Annotated in this window: 13 protein-coding genes; 10 read left to right on the top strand and 3 right to left on the bottom strand. The window is 48.9% G+C overall.

Going from position 1 to position 17,636, the window contains the following annotated elements:
- Positions 1–23 precede the first annotated feature (23 nt).
- Together ACMUEV_RS28515 and ACMUEV_RS28510 are read right to left on the bottom strand one after the other, a co-directional pair.
- Entirely contained in the window at positions 24–3,950 is a 3,927-nt protein-coding gene (locus ACMUEV_RS28515; protein WP_190651031.1) for an AAA-like domain-containing protein, read from the bottom strand.
- A gap of 7 nt (positions 3,951–3,957) precedes the next feature.
- A complete protein-coding gene (locus ACMUEV_RS28510) occupies positions 3,958–5,313 on the bottom strand; it encodes an AAA-like domain-containing protein (RefSeq protein ID WP_190651033.1) in 1,356 nt (451 codons plus the stop codon).
- Between the two features lie 582 nt (positions 5,314–5,895).
- Between ACMUEV_RS28510 and ACMUEV_RS28505 the strand changes: the two genes are divergently transcribed.
- From ACMUEV_RS28505 to ACMUEV_RS28490, 4 genes are all read left to right on the top strand, one after another.
- Entirely contained in the window at positions 5,896–6,498 is a 603-nt protein-coding gene (locus tag ACMUEV_RS28505; protein ID WP_199329473.1) for a hypothetical protein, read from the top strand.
- 75 nt (positions 6,499–6,573) lie between these two features.
- Positions 6,574–8,544, top strand: coding sequence for an alpha/beta fold hydrolase (locus ACMUEV_RS28500; RefSeq protein ID WP_190651035.1), 1,971 nt, complete (start codon positions 6,574–6,576; stop codon positions 8,542–8,544).
- 19 nt (positions 8,545–8,563) lie between these two features.
- Complete coding sequence (locus tag ACMUEV_RS28495; protein ID WP_190651038.1) at positions 8,564–8,980, top strand: hypothetical protein; 417 nt, start codon at positions 8,564–8,566, stop codon at positions 8,978–8,980.
- Positions 8,970–9,989 (top strand): lipase family protein, encoded by a 1,020-nt coding sequence (locus ACMUEV_RS28490; RefSeq protein WP_190651040.1) that lies wholly within the window; start codon positions 8,970–8,972, stop codon positions 9,987–9,989. The genes ACMUEV_RS28495 and ACMUEV_RS28490 overlap by 11 nt, the downstream gene beginning before the upstream one ends.
- Before the next feature lie 54 nt (positions 9,990–10,043).
- On the opposite strand, the gene ACMUEV_RS28485 is transcribed toward ACMUEV_RS28490, so the two are convergent.
- A complete protein-coding gene (locus tag ACMUEV_RS28485) occupies positions 10,044–10,943 on the bottom strand; it encodes a transposase family protein (RefSeq protein WP_415354661.1) in 900 nt (299 codons plus the stop codon).
- Positions 10,944–11,395: 452 nt separating this feature from the next.
- Here ACMUEV_RS28485 and ACMUEV_RS28480 point away from each other — a divergent pair, with 452 nt between their 5' ends.
- From ACMUEV_RS28480 to ACMUEV_RS28455, 6 genes are all read left to right on the top strand, one after another.
- Positions 11,396–12,001: an SH3 domain-containing protein gene (locus ACMUEV_RS28480; RefSeq protein WP_242044727.1), complete on the top strand. Its 606-nt coding sequence runs from the start codon at positions 11,396–11,398 to the stop codon at positions 11,999–12,001.
- A 73-nt stretch (positions 12,002–12,074) separates the two neighbouring features.
- A complete protein-coding gene (locus ACMUEV_RS28475) occupies positions 12,075–12,773 on the top strand; it encodes a hypothetical protein (protein ID WP_199329686.1) in 699 nt (232 codons plus the stop codon).
- Positions 12,774–13,234: 461 nt separating this feature from the next.
- On the top strand, positions 13,235–13,948 hold the full coding sequence (locus ACMUEV_RS28470) for a CPBP family intramembrane glutamic endopeptidase (protein ID WP_190652981.1): 714 nt from the start codon (positions 13,235–13,237) through the stop codon (positions 13,946–13,948).
- Positions 13,949–14,012: 64 nt separating this feature from the next.
- Complete coding sequence (locus ACMUEV_RS28465) at positions 14,013–14,267, top strand: hypothetical protein (RefSeq protein ID WP_190652982.1); 255 nt, start codon at positions 14,013–14,015, stop codon at positions 14,265–14,267.
- The gene (locus tag ACMUEV_RS28460; RefSeq protein ID WP_190652983.1) at positions 14,254–15,567 is read left to right on the top strand and encodes an alpha/beta fold hydrolase; all 1,314 of its coding nucleotides are present in this window, start codon (positions 14,254–14,256) and stop codon (positions 15,565–15,567) included. The genes ACMUEV_RS28465 and ACMUEV_RS28460 overlap by 14 nt, the downstream gene beginning before the upstream one ends.
- Before the next feature lie 70 nt (positions 15,568–15,637).
- A complete protein-coding gene (locus tag ACMUEV_RS28455) occupies positions 15,638–17,617 on the top strand; it encodes an alpha/beta fold hydrolase (RefSeq protein ID WP_190652984.1) in 1,980 nt (659 codons plus the stop codon).
- Positions 17,618–17,636 lie beyond the last annotated feature (19 nt).

Raw genomic sequence — 17,636 nt, 5'->3', positions numbered from 1 at the left:
AAATTCATCTGTAGTCAAACAATTTAATTTTGACACAGAGATTGTCGATCGCTCAACTCTGGCTGACTCCGCAGATAGTCGCGCACTCGGACGCAACTCGCGTTCAAAATCTGATCGGTCTTGAGCACTCGATCAAGCCGCCATAAAATCACTGCTCGATCGAGTCCAGCAGAAGCGAGGAATGCACTGCTCGTTTGGGTTGCTGGATAAAACGTCACATCTAAAGCTCTGTCTTCATGTCCTTCGAGTGTGGTGAGTAGTGTTCCATCCAGTTTCCACAGTTTGATGGTTTTGTCCCAACTTGCAGAAGCGATAACTGTTCCCCATTCAGCAGGCAGTCCAGCGTTCGGTGGAATAAAGGTGATTGAATTGACGCGATCGTGATGTCCTTTCAAGGTGCGAATTAAGCTTCCATTCAGTGACCAGAGTTTAATCGTACTGTCTTCGCTCGCGGTTGCGAGGATTTGAGCATCGGGACTAAAGGCGACATCCCAAAGATTGCCTTGCTGTCCGTTAAATTTGAGTTGAGGGCGGGGAGTAAATTGCCCGTTAGCGTTGCGCTGCCAGAGCCGGATGAATTCGTCTCGACCGACGGTTGCAAGCCATTGGTTATTTGAGCTAAAAGCGACAGCGTTAATGCGATCGCTGAGTTTATCAGACGACTCTCGACTTTTTTCTAAAGCTTGAATCAGATCGCCATCGCGGTTCCAGAGTTTGATAGCTCCATCCCAGCCGACAGAGGCAATTTCTTCGCCAGTCGGATTAAACGTGAGACCAAACGTTGCGGCTGTGTGAGCCTTTACTGTGCGGAGAAGCTTGCCCTCTTTGCTCCAGAACGTCAGCGTACCATCATCGTTTCCTGCAATGATCGTTTGTCCATTCGGACTGCGATCGACTGCCCAAATCTCTCCATGTTCTGAAGGTAAACTCTGCAACAGTTGACTGCTTTGATTCCAGCGCTTGATCGTGCCATCTGAGCCAGAAGAAATGACGGTTTGTCCATCTGGGCTGAGTTTGACGCTCCAGACTGAGGCGCGATGTCCTCGTAGGATCGTGGCAAAATCAGACGAGAGTTGCCAGACTCGAATTAGATCATCTTCACCGCCAGAGAAAAGCTGTTGTCCATCGGGACTGAATGCGATCGACAAAGTACCGCTAGGGTGTCCAGGCAAGGTTTGAAGTAGCGTTCCATTCACATCCCATAGCTTGATCGTACTGTCCCAACTGCCAGACGCTAGCATTCGCCCATCGGGACTAAAGACTAGACTATCCACTGCATTACGATGCTCAGAAGTAGTATTGATCAGCTTCCCTTCGTTGTTCCACCAGAGAATATTGCCATACCAATCACCTGCAACGAGCAGTTTACTATCAGGGCTAAAAGCTAGCCCGACGAGACGGTTTTCGCCTTCATTCGAGGCAATTGGATTTTTTAAGGTGCGAATCTTGATGCCCTCTGAGTTCCAGACAATCACAGTGTTATCTGCACCCGCACTCGCGATCGATTTCCCGTCGGGGCTAAATTTTACTTCCCACACGGTTGCTTGATGTCCAGTTAAAGTACGTATCAGCTTGCCATCGAAGCTCCAGATTTTGATGAGATTACCCGTCGCTGCGGCAATCTGTTGTCCATCCGGGCTGATGTCGATCGACATTATGAGCTTGTCGCTTCCCTTAAAAACTGCAATCGGCTTACCGTCTTGACTGCTCCACAAGCGCACTGTTCCGTCATCTAGTCCCGTGATCAGAACTTGCCCATCTCGGCTAAACAGGACTTTCTGAGCTTTCTCTGGAATAGTGGTAAGTTGAGTGCCATCAGCTTTCCATAAAATGATAGATGGACGATCGTGAGTTGTGGCGAGGCGTTGCCCATCGGGACTGACTGCAACACCTCGAACTCTGCCTTTATCCGGAGCAAATCGGTTACGCTCAACCGCTTGAAAGGCAGCACGGCGCAGTTCTCGATCGACTTGATCGGCAAGCTCAGCAGGAACATTCTGTAACTGATTGAGCTGAGTGTGTGCCTTGATAGCTGTGATCAGAGCATCTAAGCGATCGCCAGAGGCAAATTGAGCTTCTGAAACATTCGCGATCGCTTCGATTTCGCGCAGAGTCGCTTCGTGTTTTTGGGCAAAGGCATAGAGTCCGAGTCCACTTGCAATCACAAAGGCGATGCTAATTGTTCCAAGCAGCCATTTTTGCAGACGACCCGCGCGTTGTTCTTGATGCAGTCGTTTTTCCACTTCTTGCAAGCGGCGAACTTCTTCTTCTCGTTTGAGCGAATCTAAGTCTGTGCTCGTTCCGAACCATTTCACAACCTGCCCATTGCTATCTCGAATGGGAATGGCTCGATTCAGAAACCAACGATAGTTTCCAGTTGCATCTTGCATTCTCAGTTGGATTTCGTAAGGTTCTCCGGTTGCGAGAGAATGCGTCCAAGCCGTAAGGCTCTGCTCTCGATCGTCAGGATGAATAACATCCAATCGCTTCCAATCTGCGACTTCAGAAAACAAGCGCCCAGAGAAAGTACTTCCTTGCTGATTCGTGTAAGACAAGGTGCCATCAGGTTCCACAATCCACACAATTTGAGGAACCGCTTCTGCAAGTTGCCGAAAAAATCGTTCGCTTTCTCGCTGAGTTTCTAGCTCTTGCTGAATGCGCTGCCGTTCTGCATCTTGGCTTGCAGCGATAAACTGATAGTCCAAATCACTGAGACTTTTGTTTTGTGCCCACTGCTGTACGTCGAGCAACATTCGCCCTTGTAAAAGATAGGTCGAATCAGTTCGAGCAGAAGCAATCCAGCCGTTAATCGCATTGGCATAGGGGCGTAGGGTACTGAATTGTTGATTGACCCATTTCAGGTCAAAAACTTGCTGATAGATTGGATTTTTGATCGCCAGTAAATTCCCTTGCCGAACAACCAAGCCTGAGAGTAATAGTTCAATCTGTTCTCGACTATCATCCAGGAGAATTGCCTCGCCTTGTAAAAGTTGTTGATAGATGCCTAATAGTCGTCCAGTGCGATTCTCATTCCAGAATAGTCGATCGCGAATCGTTCTCAAATGCACAGGTTCATCATGGGCTTCCCAATTGTCTAGAAGATGAGCTTTGACTAATTCATCGATCCAAAAGGACTCCATACCGGGTGGAATTTGAAGCGAAGTTGCTTGCCCGATCGTATCAATGACTCGTTGACAGAGCTTTTGCGTGAGAAAGGGTTGTCCTTTTGTCCAGTGCAGAATCGCTTGCAGAACTGAGATCGGATGGTCGATCGCAGATTGTAGCCCCGTTGCCAGTGGGATTGCTTCTTCTGAAGTGAATCCATCAAGCTGAATTGCGCGACCAATATTGAAAGGCGTGCGTTGCTTGTCGGCGATCAGATCCGCAGGAGTCGCTACCCCAAACAGAGCAATATTGAAGCGCTGATATCGAACATCATGCGATCGCTGATTGTAGCAAGAGCGAATCCAGGCAAAGAAATCATCGACTGGAAACTCTAAGCTAAGTAAGCTATCAATCTCGTCAATAAAGATATAAATTGGTGCAGTTGCAAACTCTGCAAATAGAATCTCTTCAATAAAAGCAGTTAAGCATTGAATGAGCGGTAAATCGGCATGAGCCGCAAACCATTCTCGAGAGTTGACTTGATTCAATCGCTGAAAGCTCTGGAGCAGACTTACAATAATGCCGTAATACCATTGCTTCGGAGTCAGTCGATCGCTTCCTAATCGACTCATATCTAGATAAGCGCACTCTGCTCCAGCTTGTTGAAGTTGTTGTTTAACGCGCACGAGCAGCGATGATTTTCCCATCTGCCGCGCATTGAACACATAGCAAAATTCCCCAGCTTGCAGTGCCCGATAGAGTTCAAGGTCAGCTTGTCGAACAACATAGGTCGGAGCATCTGCTTGGAGGCTACCACCCACTTTATAGTGAAATGAGTTTGTCATGAAGGGATCAATTCAGTAAATAAGTTTGAAACGCAGTTCGATAGAGTTCACAACTCAGTTTCCATCCACCCGATGTAGGCTGAATCAGTCCAATTCCCTCTAGTTTGTAGGCAAAGATTGGATCAAGATGGATTGAATCTGCTCCTTGTACCAGGGGGGCAAGGCGTTCTATCCACTGTGCATTCCCATTTACTTGAGCAAGCAGGCGCTGAAGATGATTTCGATAAATTCCCTTTAAAGTACAAGCAGATTGTAGTAAGTCGTCGAATCTCATGCCCTGATTCAGATGATAGAGAGCAAGACTGACTAAAGCAGGGTTGCCGCCGCTGAGTGCCAGGATACGATCGCAATCTTGCTCACTCCAACTGACCGAATAAAGCTGAGCCAGAGTTTGCACTTGTTCTTGGTTAAACTCTGGCAGCGTTAAAGGTAGCCCAACATTGAATGGGGATTGATTGATGTCTAACGGTAGGTAAGCATCGGTTGAATAGGCAACGACGAGCCGAAGTTGTTGCCAGACTTCATCGTGCTGGGCTTCTTCGTGCCACGATCGCAGTAAAGGCAGAAAGTTTCTCGCAGTATCAGCGTATTCAAAGACCTGCTCAACTTCATTAATAATCAGAACCAAGGGACGGTGTAACTGCGGTAGAACTGTCTCTCGCAGATACAGGGTTGTGCTGAGCTTACTTCCAAGTAGCTCATCCCAGTATTGATCCTGACTAGAATCCAACTTTAGCTTGAGCGCTAGCACTGCACGAAACCAGCGAAAAAAGGCGTGAGAATCTGCAAGCACTTCTGTATCTGCCTGCTGAAGATTGATCGAAACCGTTGCGTATCCAAGTTGATTGCAGTGATGTAAGAGCCGCAAGAGCAACGAAGTTTTGCCAAAACCACTAGGAGCTTTGATGCGAAGCACACAACTCGGCTGTACGATTTCATGCAAGGCGCGATCGTCTACCTCCGGACGACTCACATAGCGCGGTGAATCAACTGGAAGCGAACCACTTGGATAGGGGATCTGCACGATCGTCGAAGCAGTACTAGCCCAAGATTGAATCTCTTTTGCTTCAACCTCATCCGAATCGATTTGTAGATCGCCATCGAGGAGATCCAGCTTAAATGCATTAAATAGCAAATGTAGAATTCTGCGATCGATGCCAGATTTAGATGCCCACAAACGGCTCAAAGTACTAGTCGAAATTCCAGTTCGCTTGCTTAACTCTTCGACTGTGAATCGCTTTCCAGCATTCTCTGAGGCTTCTACAATCTGAATCGCCTGATTCAATCGTCGCAAACCACTTGGACTGAGAGAGATTCCACGCTTTCGCTTCGTGCTCGATTTAGGGTTGGGGGTCGAGGTCATGGACAGCTAGGAAGGGAAAGAATCGAGGTGTGATCGTCGATTAATTTTCTATGCTCAAGACTAGCATGGACAGTCGGTTAAAACTAGATTGGTATTTGTAACTTAACTGACTTAACTGATAGATTCAGTCTATTTCTACGATAGAAGTTTGTCTCTTATCGTCGCGCTAACTTCAATTAGAAATTCAAGATTTTCTTTAGAATTAATTAACTGATTTATTCTGGCTAATTGTCGGTTAATTTCAGTATTTTCTGACTGATTTGATTTAAATAGTAAAGGGATATTGTTATCTGAAGCAGAAAAACTCGCCTCCTCTGATTTAGGGAAGTTATAAATCCTACATAAGAGGGTTGACACTCTATCTTCTGAACATTTCTTGGCTTATGATGCTTTTAGTTTAATTCGCTTAGTACTTGCAATAACCTCGCGCGTACAGCCAGTTCAGCAATCAATTAAGCTCCGATTTATTCTTCTAAAATCAGGCGCTACTAAGCGCAATTAATGTACGACTTCTTGCTTTCCACATCCCAATAATAACTAGGGGGCTTTCTTGAAATGAGGCTTAAAAATTCTCTTATAGCAGTGGCAGTCTCGATCGCATCTCTCAGTCCTGCAATGACCGCAAAAGCGGACACTGTGAATGCTCGTTGCGATGTTTATCCAAAAGGAGAAGATCGCGCAAAATCTTCCGGCGCTTGTACCTTTTCACAACGACAAGGCTTTGTCAGCATTCAACTTAAGAACGGCAGACGCTATGAATTACGTCCGCGAGGAAATCAGCCTGGTACCTATCTCGACCAAAACGGTCGCGCTGCTTATCAGCAATCGGGACTCGGCAACAAAGGACAAATCTATCGCCTTGCAAATGAGTCAATTTACGTTTATTGGATTCCCACTGCATCTCCTAAACCCAAGCCTGCAAATCCGAATACGATGCAATCTGCAACTCCAATCACCCAAATGACTTCTCGCAACGCAAACGAGATAGCAGCAACCATTACAGAAGCAGAGTTCAAGTTCTCTGGTATCTTGAAGCGCACCTCTGGCAATATGTTTGTGGGATCGGATGGACGGGTGCGAGTCATGTACGATCGCGGTACTGCAAGAGTCGTCATCATCAATGAAGTAACCGGAACTGAGTTTTATAACTATCAGTTCTCGGATGTCAATGAAGGCGGCTTGTAGATCTTAGTGTCGATCGCGAGTTCTGAATGCCCCACGAACTCGCGATCGCATTATCGAAAACTAGAAGTTTAAACTATGATGAAACGTTTCTTGAAGGCGCTTTTGTTGAACTACGCCCTAGTTCCGATTGTGGCTCTTGCTCAGGCTGCCTCTGGGCAAACTCAGCAGCTTACTGTGAAGCCAATTCGCAATACTCAGATTCCTTGCCCAACCCCGATCAATCCGGATGAAATCGAAGGAAAAACCACTATTTGTGGTGTAGTTACTGTTCCCGAAAACTACAGTAAACCCAACGGGCGGCAAATCGAGCTAACTTACGCGCTCTTGCGAAGTAAAAGTCTCACGCCCCAACCTGATCCCCTAATCGTCTTGCACGGAGGGCCAGGCGGGAGTGATATTTCAGCGCTATCATTCTTTACTCAGGCTCATAACCATCAGCGTCAGACCCGCGATGTGATTCTGTTTGACCAACGCGGATCACAGTATTCTGGCGATTTAGCTTGTTCTCAAACCCTCAATATCATTGCACAGGTGCTCACGGTTCCAGGCAGCCCGTGGAAAAAGAAATTTGAAACGTTTGCTACAAAATTCAAAAACGAGCTTGATCCGACAGGTGAATCTTTGGCACAGTTCGCGCTCTGTTCTAATGTTCTAGAACTGCACGGGAATGATCTCACTCAGTACAACACCTCCAACAACGCGAAAGATGTCGTCAGCCTTGCTTCTGCTCTAGGATATGATCAAGTCAATCTGTATGGGATTTCTTACGGAACTTACCTAGCGATGCGCGTTATGCGGGATCATCCTCAACGGGTTCGCAGCGTAATCTTAGACTCTACTATTCCACCCAATGTCAGGAAGTACGAAGCTAATCCGCTTGACCTTGAAGTGGTAACCCTTAACTTGATTGAGGATTGCCAGAAAGATGCAGTGTGCGATCGAGCATATCCAAACCTCAAAGCCCGCACGATCGCACTGCTCAAATCCCTTGATAAAAAGCCGATCCCAATTCCTAAACAGAATTTTAAGTCAGACAAACCAATTCCAGAAAGTATCAATTCTGATGCCTTTGCTGATTTGATTATTTCACTCAACTCAGATGCAGACAATCGAATCCGTAACTATGTGCCCCTGATTATCTCTGAATTAGAGCGGGGAGTCACGACAACGTATGTCGGAGTTGTATCCGGAAGAATCTTTAAAACCCCTGCAACAAAAATCCCTCCCATTGGTGAACCTCAGAATTTGATCTCCAAATCAGATGAATTGCGGGCAGAGGCTCGAAAGCTACTGTCTCAAAGAATTCAACTAGCAGAATCACAGCGACCTTCTCGAAAGTGGGTGAAGCAAGTCCTAGATGCGATCGAGACTTTGCCAGAAGCAGACCGCACCATTGCTAGAGGCAATTTTTACGGAGTAGGCTTTCTCAAGGGGCAGCCGCGCGATCGCAATACCTTGATTGCCTCAATCGCCGAAATCTTTCCCAAACAGATGAGAGAGCCGTTAACTCAACCTTTGAGAACGCTGCCCGACGCAGAAATTCGTCACGCTTATGAAGTCATTTCAGGGATTCTGACTTCAACATCTTCTGTAGATCGCGGGATAACTCAGGGAGCCTTTCGCTCAATGGACTGTCAGGATATGATTGCAGGCAATGATCCCGCCCGGAGTGCTGCGGTGTCCAAAGCAATGGAAATGCCTGAACTGGGACGATCGCGAGTCGAGGCAGGCATAGCAGCTTATGCGATCTGTCAGTTCTGGTCAGTCAAACCTGCTGCCTTCGCTGGCGTACTCAAGAGCAACATTCCAACTCTCGTGCTACAGAGTCGCTATGACAGCCAAACCCCAACACTAATCGGCAAGGAGGCAACTGCAGGATTAGCCAACGGCACTTACCTAGAATTTCCGAATGGTGGGCATGGTGCATTGTTATTTTCGCAATGTGCGCGAGATGCCGGGGCTGCCTTTGTCAATAACCCGACTCGTCCTCCCAAAGCGGAATGTAGAGAGGATTTGAAGCCTAAGTTTGTTCTCCCACCTCGATAATAGGAGTGTTCTGCACGTCATGGAGCATCCTGCTAGGGTCAATGTCAAAGTTCGGGATCTGATCTTAGACTATGCGCTGGGAGCCTCGATCGTGGCGTTGCTCCCTGTCCCAAATATTGATCTTCTCAAAGCGATCACGCTGATTGTTCTCAATCTTTTCCTGATTATGGGAATTGCGCGGCTCTGGCACTTTCAAAAGGGAGGAGACTTACTTGCGAGAATGGGAATTCTCTTTGGCATTGCTGGAGCGATTCTGAGTGCAGGATTCGCTTGGTTGGGGCTATTTATTTTGGCGGTCTTGTTCAGATCGCCTCGGTTGATGGTTTTAGCACCCGGAGCAATGGCATTCTGCTACTTCTGGGGCATCGGACAAGCTGTGCATCATTTTTATCTCAGCAAAGCTCCTAGAGGGATGGAACAAACCGATGAGATTTAATCGCCGTCTTCTACTCTGGTCAGGATTAGGTGCCACGATCGCGGCTGCATTAGGGCGAGATCACTGGCAACGAAGTGAGATTGAAGCTGAGCAAGCTGAGCTTCGACAGTTGTACAACCCAACTGAGTCGATTCAAACTGCCTTCCGCTCAGATATGACGGCGCTTAAAGATACGCTTTCCGTTCAGCAGAGCGTCAAACTACGATCTCCCACGGTTCCTTACGATCGGAAAATCTCAAAGCTTCTGATCACTGGAAGTAAGATCTGCACTTATCAATACCTGCGCGGCAAATACCAAGCAGATTATGATGGCAGTATTGCCAGCTTGCCCCTCTATTCAGAAGGATTTACAAGCTTTAAGCAAGTGACTTCCTTCAAAGCAGACGAGCAAGTTGAAGAGTCGATCCCTGTCGAGATTCCCATTTCAGAACTCTCCGCGAACCAGAATTTGCATCAACTTCGCGATCGCTTGAATGAAACAAAGGGAGTGATTCAAGATCAAGTCAAGCAAGTCGTCCAACTCCAGCAGAAGATCTCAGTTTACTACGGCTTTCTGTTAACGTCGCCCAAGGTCAATCTCTTGATGCTTCGGGGCACTCAGCGTCAAACTGAATGGTTAGAGAATGTCCTTGCACTCCAAGCGCCCTACAGTGATCCCAAAACCGAAACTGAGATCGGTAAAGTTCACTATGGAATCTATGATTTTTACAAAACGTTTCTCGCGAAACCCATTGCAGAGGCTGTGCAATCCCTAGATCCAACTAAACCCCTGCTAGTTTCAGGTCATAGTCTTGGGGCAGCGCTTGCAGTATTTGCATCAATGGAAGTCGCCCTACTTTATCCCAAGCTTCGACCAAATTTACGGCTCTATGCGTATGCAGGGCCACGAGTGGGCGACAAGGAATTTATTGAGGCTCACAGCAACCTGATTCCAAATCACTATCGAATCGTCAATCTAGCCGATACGATCCCTCTACTACCGATGAGCAAACAACTGAATATAGAATAGAGTTGTTGGGGAATAAGTTGTAGAGTTGTGAAATTCCTGCTTTTTGCCATCAGGTTAAGCAGCGATCAAGTAAAAGTTCCAGAGTCCGGCAGCAGTCAGCATCAAACGGTCATCAAAATCTTGTGTGCGATTCCGATAAATCGCACTCGCCGCCCCATAACGCTTGATGCCTGCAAACGCATTTTCACAGACAACTCGCGATTGGCTCAAACTGCGATTTTCTTGTTTCTGTTCCTCGCTTAGCTCACCTCCTCTCGGTTTCTTGTGTGGAATACGAATATTGACATACTCGGATTGCAAGCCTTGAAAGCCTAAATCTACCTCGATTGGGATCTCATCCGGGATATGAAAAGCGATCTCCTCTTCCGCTTCAAATCGCTTATCGTGGAGCTTTCCCTCACGAGATGGACTCAACACTAACACTCGCTTGGTTTGGTCTACTGCCGCAAGATGCTTGCGAGTATGTCGGCGCTTTTTGCCGGAGTAGTTCTGCGTCTGAGTGTCTGGATCTTGCGGACGTTGAATCGGGCGCTCTGTCCCATCAATCATCACCCGCTCCACACCTGGAAACATTTCTAGGAACGCTTCAATACTCCGCAGCTTGCGCTCTGGTAGCACCATCTCATGACCCAACGCTGCTTCAAGAACAGGTTGCAGTTCGTGCATCCATTCGTGTGTTTGGGAGCGGTCCAGGTCAAACAAAATTCCCGCTAAATCAAACGTCGGGTAGCACTTGAAGTAGAGCAAAATATAGAACAGCTTCGCTTCTATGCTTTGCAGTCTCGCTTTGCGTCCACCTCCCCTTGCTCGTTTTCGCACGGGCTTTGCTGCTACTCGACTTACCTCATACGCCTGCTCAAAACTCGGCAGCAAGGCATCAAAAGCTTTGCGATTTAGCCCTGTCAATGCTCGCAGCAGTCGGTCTTGGTTCAGTGCGCGTTCAAGGTTTAGCATCGGGTAAGATGACGGTTCTCTTGTCTATTATCACTTATTTCCCAACAGGTCTAATTCGTGCATGGTGGAGAGCAATGGTCATTTCTATCCTATCAAGGTGACATCATGCCCAATCACATCGTCGAAACCTATCGAACTGCGATCGCGCAAGAAGCAGAAGCGAAAATACGCCAGAAAGTTAACCAGGAGTTTAACAATGTGCATCTCCGTTTGTAGCAGATTTGTGCCTAATCGATTTGGAGCAATTCTATTTGACAGCTTTCCTTGAACTAACATATTGTTATCAATACCTCCTCATTTAGCTACTTGCTCTATTCAAGAGCTTTGCTACTCAGCAATCAGAAATCTTGAAATAATCTTGAAATCACAGCTTCCTGCATCAAGTCTTTTGTCTAAAGAGCCATCAGCACAACTTTATCATTCTCTAAATTCGTAGTCTTGGAGTTTTCATCATGCTGAAACGCAATCTATCTTTGCTCTTCGCGACAACGATCGCGTCCGCTAGTTTTGCTGTATCTGCAAAAGCTGATACTACAAATGCCCGTTGCGAATACTATCCAAATGGACAAAGTAAAGCAACCGTTTCAACGTCTTGTAAGTTCTCTCAACGTCAGGGCAATATTTCCATCGAATGGGCAGATGGAGTCCGCAATGAGTTTACGCCGACTGGAAGCAATCCTGGTAACTATGTCGATCAAAGAGGCGGCGCTGTTTATCGTCAGACAGGACTGGGAGACAAAGGGCAGATCTTCAAACTGCCGAGCGGTCTAGTCTACGTGTACTGGAGCACAGCGCCTACAACCACTCAACCGACTGCGCCAAGAGGCATTAGTACGCTGAAAGCCAGTAGTGCGAATGCTCAGATTAATGTGCGATCGCAGCCAACCGTCAACTCCAGTTCACCGAGCTATGGAGTCCCAGGCGACAAGGTGAGCGTCCTTGAGTGCGTACCGGATAAAGATACTTCCGGCAGTGACCTCAACTGGTGCAAAGTGCAATTCGTCCAATCTAAATCGATCGGCTGGGTTCGCAGTGACTTCATCCTCTTTGCAGAATAGTAGATTGCGCAGCAGGTCGATCTCCTGCAGAAAATCAACAAACTGTCCAAATCAATTTGCTTTAAGACAACCCATGAAATCCTCAAAAATTTTAGCTCCTATCTTCCTCGGTTTGCTCGCTCTTACCGGAACAAGTTCTGCTAACGCTCAAGCCGTGATTGATACCTTAGACAATGGCAATCTAAGCGTAACTGGAATGAGACCTAGAAGTGGCTGCACGGTACTGTTTAATCCTCAAGGAGAACTTCTACAAAATGGTCGCTCCTGCAATTCGAGAGACATCAGTGAAGCTCAGTCTGTGATCGATAGCTATCTGCGGGAACAAGGTAGCTCTACCCATGAAAATAGCGATTCAGCGCGTCGAGGTCTGACCCTGATCTGCTACGGGGAAGGCCGCAAACCTGGTGTTGAAACCCGTGCTGGTTATGAATGGAGCGATCGCCGCCACCGATTTGTCCGACGCGATCGTGTCGAGTCATCAACTGACAATTTCGATTCCGATGTGCAAGTCGAGGTTCGCGATATGCAGGGGAAAATTCATCTAACCGGAAAGCTAATTGCACCAATCAATTCGGGCGGGTCTAACGGATGGTGGAAGCTCAACGACCTCAAGATTACGCCTGACCAGATTACAGGCAAATATCGGATGAATGGGCTAAATCATCCGCGTGTCACGATTGATCGGCGGAGTGGTCGAATTGCGATCGATGGAATCGAACGTTTCCGGGGGAGCTGTGAGTCGGGGGATTGGAGCAGCAGAAACCGATTTTAGCTTACGGTGCAATTATAGACTTTTTGCATGAATGCCTTGATGAATAAATTCGCGGCGACACAAACATAGTTTCCGGAATTCACATCCAAACCAATAGTCGGGCAGGGCGTAGCTCGATCGAAGGTTATCGAAAGCGACCTTGCTCGAATACCCGAATCTTGACCATGAGGGACTGATCTTTTCCCAAAGTGCCCAGGGATGTGGGAGCTAGCTTTGTGAGTGATCCGTTGCGTGTGCCCAGGCTGACTGTCGTGCCAGTTTAAAGCCTCGTTTTGTGTTGCACCCTCCTAGCTTCATGAGGTTCGAGGGCGATGATGGCAGGAGTCGGAAGCATTGAAGAAACCATTGCATAAAAAGGGAACTTAACCATTGTGGATAAGCTTGCATCACTCTCAAAACCCAAAATCGCAATCCTAGCGGCATGCCTCTATACGGCAATCATGGGTATCGGGATGTTTTACATGAAAACATTCCTGAGCATTACCTACGGCGATCCAGCCATGATGAACCTGTTCTGGTTGGTGTTGATTCTCCTCAATGCCATCAATGTCTTCTGGGTGACTCGCTATTTTAGCTGGCAGGCGATCGGCTTCCGTTCCCTCAGTCGTCAGCAACTCGTGTGGCTTCTACCCTCGATCGTTTTGCTGATTGCCATGTGGGTTGTTTGTTTATCGGGCTTAAGTCGTGCCTCCCTCAGTGCCGCCCAGTGGCAATTATTTGCGTTGGCTGGCTTCACCACCCTGTTAGTGGGGTTTGGGGAAGAAATCATGTATCGGGGCATTGTGTTACACGCCTTTTTGACGACCAACCGAGTCCGTTGGGCGATGTTGGTAAGCGCGATCGGCTTTTCGCTACTGCATGCAGTGAATGTGTTTGGGGGCGCTCCTTTAGTGGCTCTCCCCATGCAATTGATCACGACCTTTCTATTTGGATTCTTCTTTGCACCGTTGATGCTCAAATTCAACAACATCCTGCCGTTGATTATTTTTCACGGGCTCTGGGATTTTGTGGTATTCGCCGCTCCCCTGGCGGGTGAACAAACGCACGCGGCTGTGGCTGCGATCGGACTGTTCAACATTCCCATTGAAATCATTGTGGGCATTGTGCTGTGGTTGCAGATCAAGCACGTACCAGAGCGATCGATCTCCGATGTCCCCAATCCTCTCCTGGATTGACCCCATGACGATACCTCTGCTCACTTGCCCCAAATTGCCATACTCACCTTTACCATCACCAGTCATGACGATGCCTCTAACTCGCCTGTGCCAAATTGCCATACTCACCGTTGCGGTTACCATCAGTGGCAGTGCCGCCCAGGGCGCAACCCCTAATCGTGCCAGCTTTGGTAAAGCCTGGAAAACCGTTGACTGCAAAACCTTTAACGTGCCTCCCGCCGTTGCTGCCCAGTCGGATTGTGGTTACGTCACCGTTCCCGAACAGCACGCCCAACCCCAGGGGCGCACCCATCCAGCTTGCTGTCGTGCGTGCCCGTAGCACCAGCAAAGCCCCTGCCGCCGATCCATTGTTTGTTGAACAGGGCGGCCCTGGTGACTCAACCATCGGCGCTATTCTCGATGGAGCTTTGCCGGCATTTCCCGAACTACAAGCTTTGTTAAAAAGCCGCGATTTGATCTTCGTAGAGGAGCGGGGGACCCGGTATTCCAGGCCTTTCCTGTCCTGCCCGGAGTACGACGCCAAGAACATCGCCATCGCCAAGGGGGAGATGGGATACACCGACCCAAGCTGGTTCAAGACCTGCCAAGAGCGTTTCAAATCACAGGGCATCAACCTCAGCGCCTTCAATACCCGCGAAAACGCAGCCGATGTCTACTTCGTCGCAGAGACTTTGGGTTACCGGACATTCAACTACTATGGCGTTTCCTACGGCACCTTGTTGGGGCAATATGTCACCGCTCAGGCGGACAAGCACAAGGCGAAACTCCGCAGTGTGATCCTGGATGGCGTAGTCAGACCGGATGTTGATTTTAATCTGGCGTCGGGTCACACCATGAGCTATGCCCTGCGAAATCTGTTTCACGCCTGCGCCCAAGATCAACAATGCAGCTCAGCCTATCCCAACCTGGAGCAGAAATTTCTGGCGATCGTCGATCAACTCAACCAGAAACCGGTGCCTCTGACCCTGACCATTCCCTCCAGCAAAAAAACATTCGTGACCCAACTCGATGGCAATGCCTTTCTCATTGGCCTCGAATCTCGTTTAACCCGACCCTATTCCGGTGAAAGTGCCCGTGGTACTTCTATCCCCAAGCTCATCCAGACCGCGAGCCAGGGCAACTTTGATTGGATGGCAGAAGGCCTTTCAGGGGATCTGGAAAGTCGGAATGAGAGCGCCAAAGGAATGTATCACACCGTCCTCTGTGCTCGGGCGAAATCGGTGCAAGTTACGCCCGCCCAGGTGCTGCCGCCGCCCTATCCGCAACTGATCCCCTTGGGCATCCGCGAAGGTGAAACGGTGGCGAAAGTCTGCTCCATTCTGCAAGCCGACCTGAAACCACCCTTTGTCTACGAAAATCCGGAGATTCCCACCCTGGTGTTAAACGGCTCTTACGATCCGGTGACTCCCTCGCCTTATGGGGAAGCCGTAGCCAGGAACTTAAAAACCGCCTATGTTTACACCTTCCCTGGTGTCGGGCATGGGGCGTTATTTGCGCCTCGGGGTATGGCTGCGGAAGCCTGCATAACTCAAATTGCCGTTGGCTTTCTGGCGAACCCAAAGCAAGCGCCCAACAGCAGTTGTCTGACCCAAGTCAAGCCGCTCTTTGTGGTGAAGTAAACCTGCCTTTTGCATGAACGTTGAGCGATCGCCTTCATTAGCAATCCATTAGCAATCAGGGATAATGCCCATGCAAAAAATCTACCCATTTTTAGGACTGGCCGTCATGGCTGCGCTCTCAACGAGTTGTGGATCGACCCAGACTGTAAACAAACCGGAAGCCGCGATCGCCTCCGCCTCTTCGTCTCCCCCAACGTACCGCACTCAAACCATTCCCTGCCCGGTCGCACTGCCAGCGGAAACGGAAGGAAAAACCGTGACCTGCGGCGTGCTCACCGTCCCCGAAAACTATGAGCAGCCGAATGGTCGTCAAGTCGAAATCACCTATGCCCGCTTTTACAGCACCAGCCAGTCACCGTTGCCCGATCCGATCTTTTTTTTAGAAGGGGGTCCAGGGGGCAGCTCTGTGAGTCGGCTGGATTTTTACAGTCGGGTTATTTTTGTCCCTCACCGCCAGACCCGCGATGTAGTGTTTTTTGACCAGCGGGGAACTCAGTTTTCCAGTTCCTTAGGCTGTGCGCCCACGGCCTTTGCCCTGGATAAGTTGGGGAACAAGTTTGACCAGTACGTGAAAAAGATTGCCGATAATAATCCGTTGACAAACGATCGCACTATCGCCCAGCATGCGCTCTGCGCCCAGGTGCTGCAAAAACATGGCTTTGATTTAAGTCAGTTCAACACTCCCAATAGTGCCCGCGATACGGTGAATTTAGCCACTGCTTTGGGGTACAAACAGATCAACCTGTATGGCATTTCCTATGGCACCTATCTGGCGATGGCGATCGCCCGGAACTACCCTACCGTAGTCCGGAGTGTTGTCCTGGATTCCACCGCTACCCCCCATGTCAACAAATACACCGAGGCAGGAAAACGGAACGTGACACCTGTGGTTAACCTGTTGGAGGATTGTGCCGCCGATCCCGCGTGTAACCAGGCATACCCCAATCTGCAAGCTCGCCTCAACGCCTTGCTCGAAAAACTGGCTAAACAGCCGATTCCTTTGCCCAAAACGACGTCTGCCACACCCCCAGGGGCACCCCCACCCGAAACCAGCATTACGCTCGAGAGCTTTGCTAACAATGTACCGCAATGGCTGGGTCAACGGATCTTCGGGGGCTATTTGCCGTTGATGATTGCTGAACTGGAACGAGGCGAAACAACAACCTATGTGCAAGCCCTCTCTGGTAAACTCTTCGAGTCAGACCCCAAACCTGAGGGTTTGCCAGTGGTCGAGCAGTATCGGAAACTGGCAACTAATTTTGAAATTAAAGCCCAGGAACTCCTCCAGGCAAACGCTGCCGCTGCCCAGGCAAACCGGCCTTCAGCCCAGTGGGTCAAGCAGGTAAAAACGTCGCTGAAGACGTTGCCAGAACCCCAGCAAAACCTCGCGATCGCCAACTTCTATGGTGCAGGCTACGATGCCGACCGGGCGCGCGATCGCAAGACCTTGCTGGACTTGATCGCTGAAATCTTTCCAACTAAAACCGCCCAACCCCTCCAAGCAAAATTGCAGATCATGAACGAGGCAGAGATTCGGCACATTTATGAACTGCTGACAGACAGCATCAATCAGGTCAGTCCCGTCGATGAAGGGGGGATCATGATAGGAATGACTTTCAGCTTCGACTGTCGCGAGCATGTGTCCTGGAGTTCCGTGGCAGAAGCCGAAGCCATGAATCGCAGTTTGCCGCTGCCTCTGTTAGCCCAAGCAAGCTTTGGGGAGAATCTGGAATTCATCACTACCTGTAAACACTGGCCGGTTAAACCCGCAGACCCCATAGAACGGCAAGTCGTGAAAATTAACGTTCCCACCCTGGTCTTGCAGGGTCGCTACGATGCCAGCACCACCACCGATCGCGGGAAACGCGCCCTGGAATGGTTAAGCAAGGGCACCTATGTAGAATTTTATAGCCAGGGTCATGTGGTGCTCCCAAATCCCTGTGGCAGAGATATCGGCATCGCGTTTATTAACCGTCCTGAGATCCCTCCCAACCCAAGCTGTACCGCCGCGCTGAAACCGAAGTTTGTACTGCCAACTACATCGAAGTAGAAGCAAAATTTAACCAGAA

This window comes from Leptolyngbya sp. FACHB-1624 (assembly GCF_047649235.1).
GTDB lineage: Bacteria > Cyanobacteriota > Cyanobacteriia > Leptolyngbyales > Leptolyngbyaceae > Leptolyngbya > Leptolyngbya boryana.
Note: the sequence above shows the minus strand (reverse complement) of the source record. Positions and strands in the feature narration are given on the sequence as shown.

Excerpts from the sequence above, each read along its gene's own strand:
- ACMUEV_RS28510 (WP_190651033.1), bottom strand. The coding sequence starts at position 5,313 with ATGACCTCGACCCCCAACCCTAAATCGAGCACGAAGCGAAAGCGTGGA.
- ACMUEV_RS28465 (WP_190652982.1), top strand. The coding sequence starts at position 14,013 with ATGACGATGCCTCTAACTCGCCTGTGCCAAATTGCCATACTCACCGTT.
- ACMUEV_RS28470 (WP_190652981.1), top strand. The coding sequence starts at position 13,235 with ATGAAAACATTCCTGAGCATTACCTACGGCGATCCAGCCATGATGAAC.
- ACMUEV_RS28475 (WP_199329686.1), top strand. The coding sequence starts at position 12,075 with ATGAAATCCTCAAAAATTTTAGCTCCTATCTTCCTCGGTTTGCTCGCT.
- ACMUEV_RS28515 (WP_190651031.1), bottom strand. The coding sequence starts at position 3,950 with ATGACAAACTCATTTCACTATAAAGTGGGTGGTAGCCTCCAAGCAGAT.
- ACMUEV_RS28490 (WP_190651040.1), top strand. The coding sequence starts at position 8,970 with ATGAGATTTAATCGCCGTCTTCTACTCTGGTCAGGATTAGGTGCCACG.
- ACMUEV_RS28495 (WP_190651038.1), top strand. The coding sequence starts at position 8,564 with ATGGAGCATCCTGCTAGGGTCAATGTCAAAGTTCGGGATCTGATCTTA.
- ACMUEV_RS28480 (WP_242044727.1), top strand. The coding sequence starts at position 11,396 with ATGCTGAAACGCAATCTATCTTTGCTCTTCGCGACAACGATCGCGTCC.
- ACMUEV_RS28455 (WP_190652984.1), top strand. The coding sequence starts at position 15,638 with ATGCAAAAAATCTACCCATTTTTAGGACTGGCCGTCATGGCTGCGCTC.
- ACMUEV_RS28500 (WP_190651035.1), top strand. The coding sequence starts at position 6,574 with ATGATGAAACGTTTCTTGAAGGCGCTTTTGTTGAACTACGCCCTAGTT.
- ACMUEV_RS28485 (WP_415354661.1), bottom strand. The coding sequence starts at position 10,943 with ATGCTAAACCTTGAACGCGCACTGAACCAAGACCGACTGCTGCGAGCA.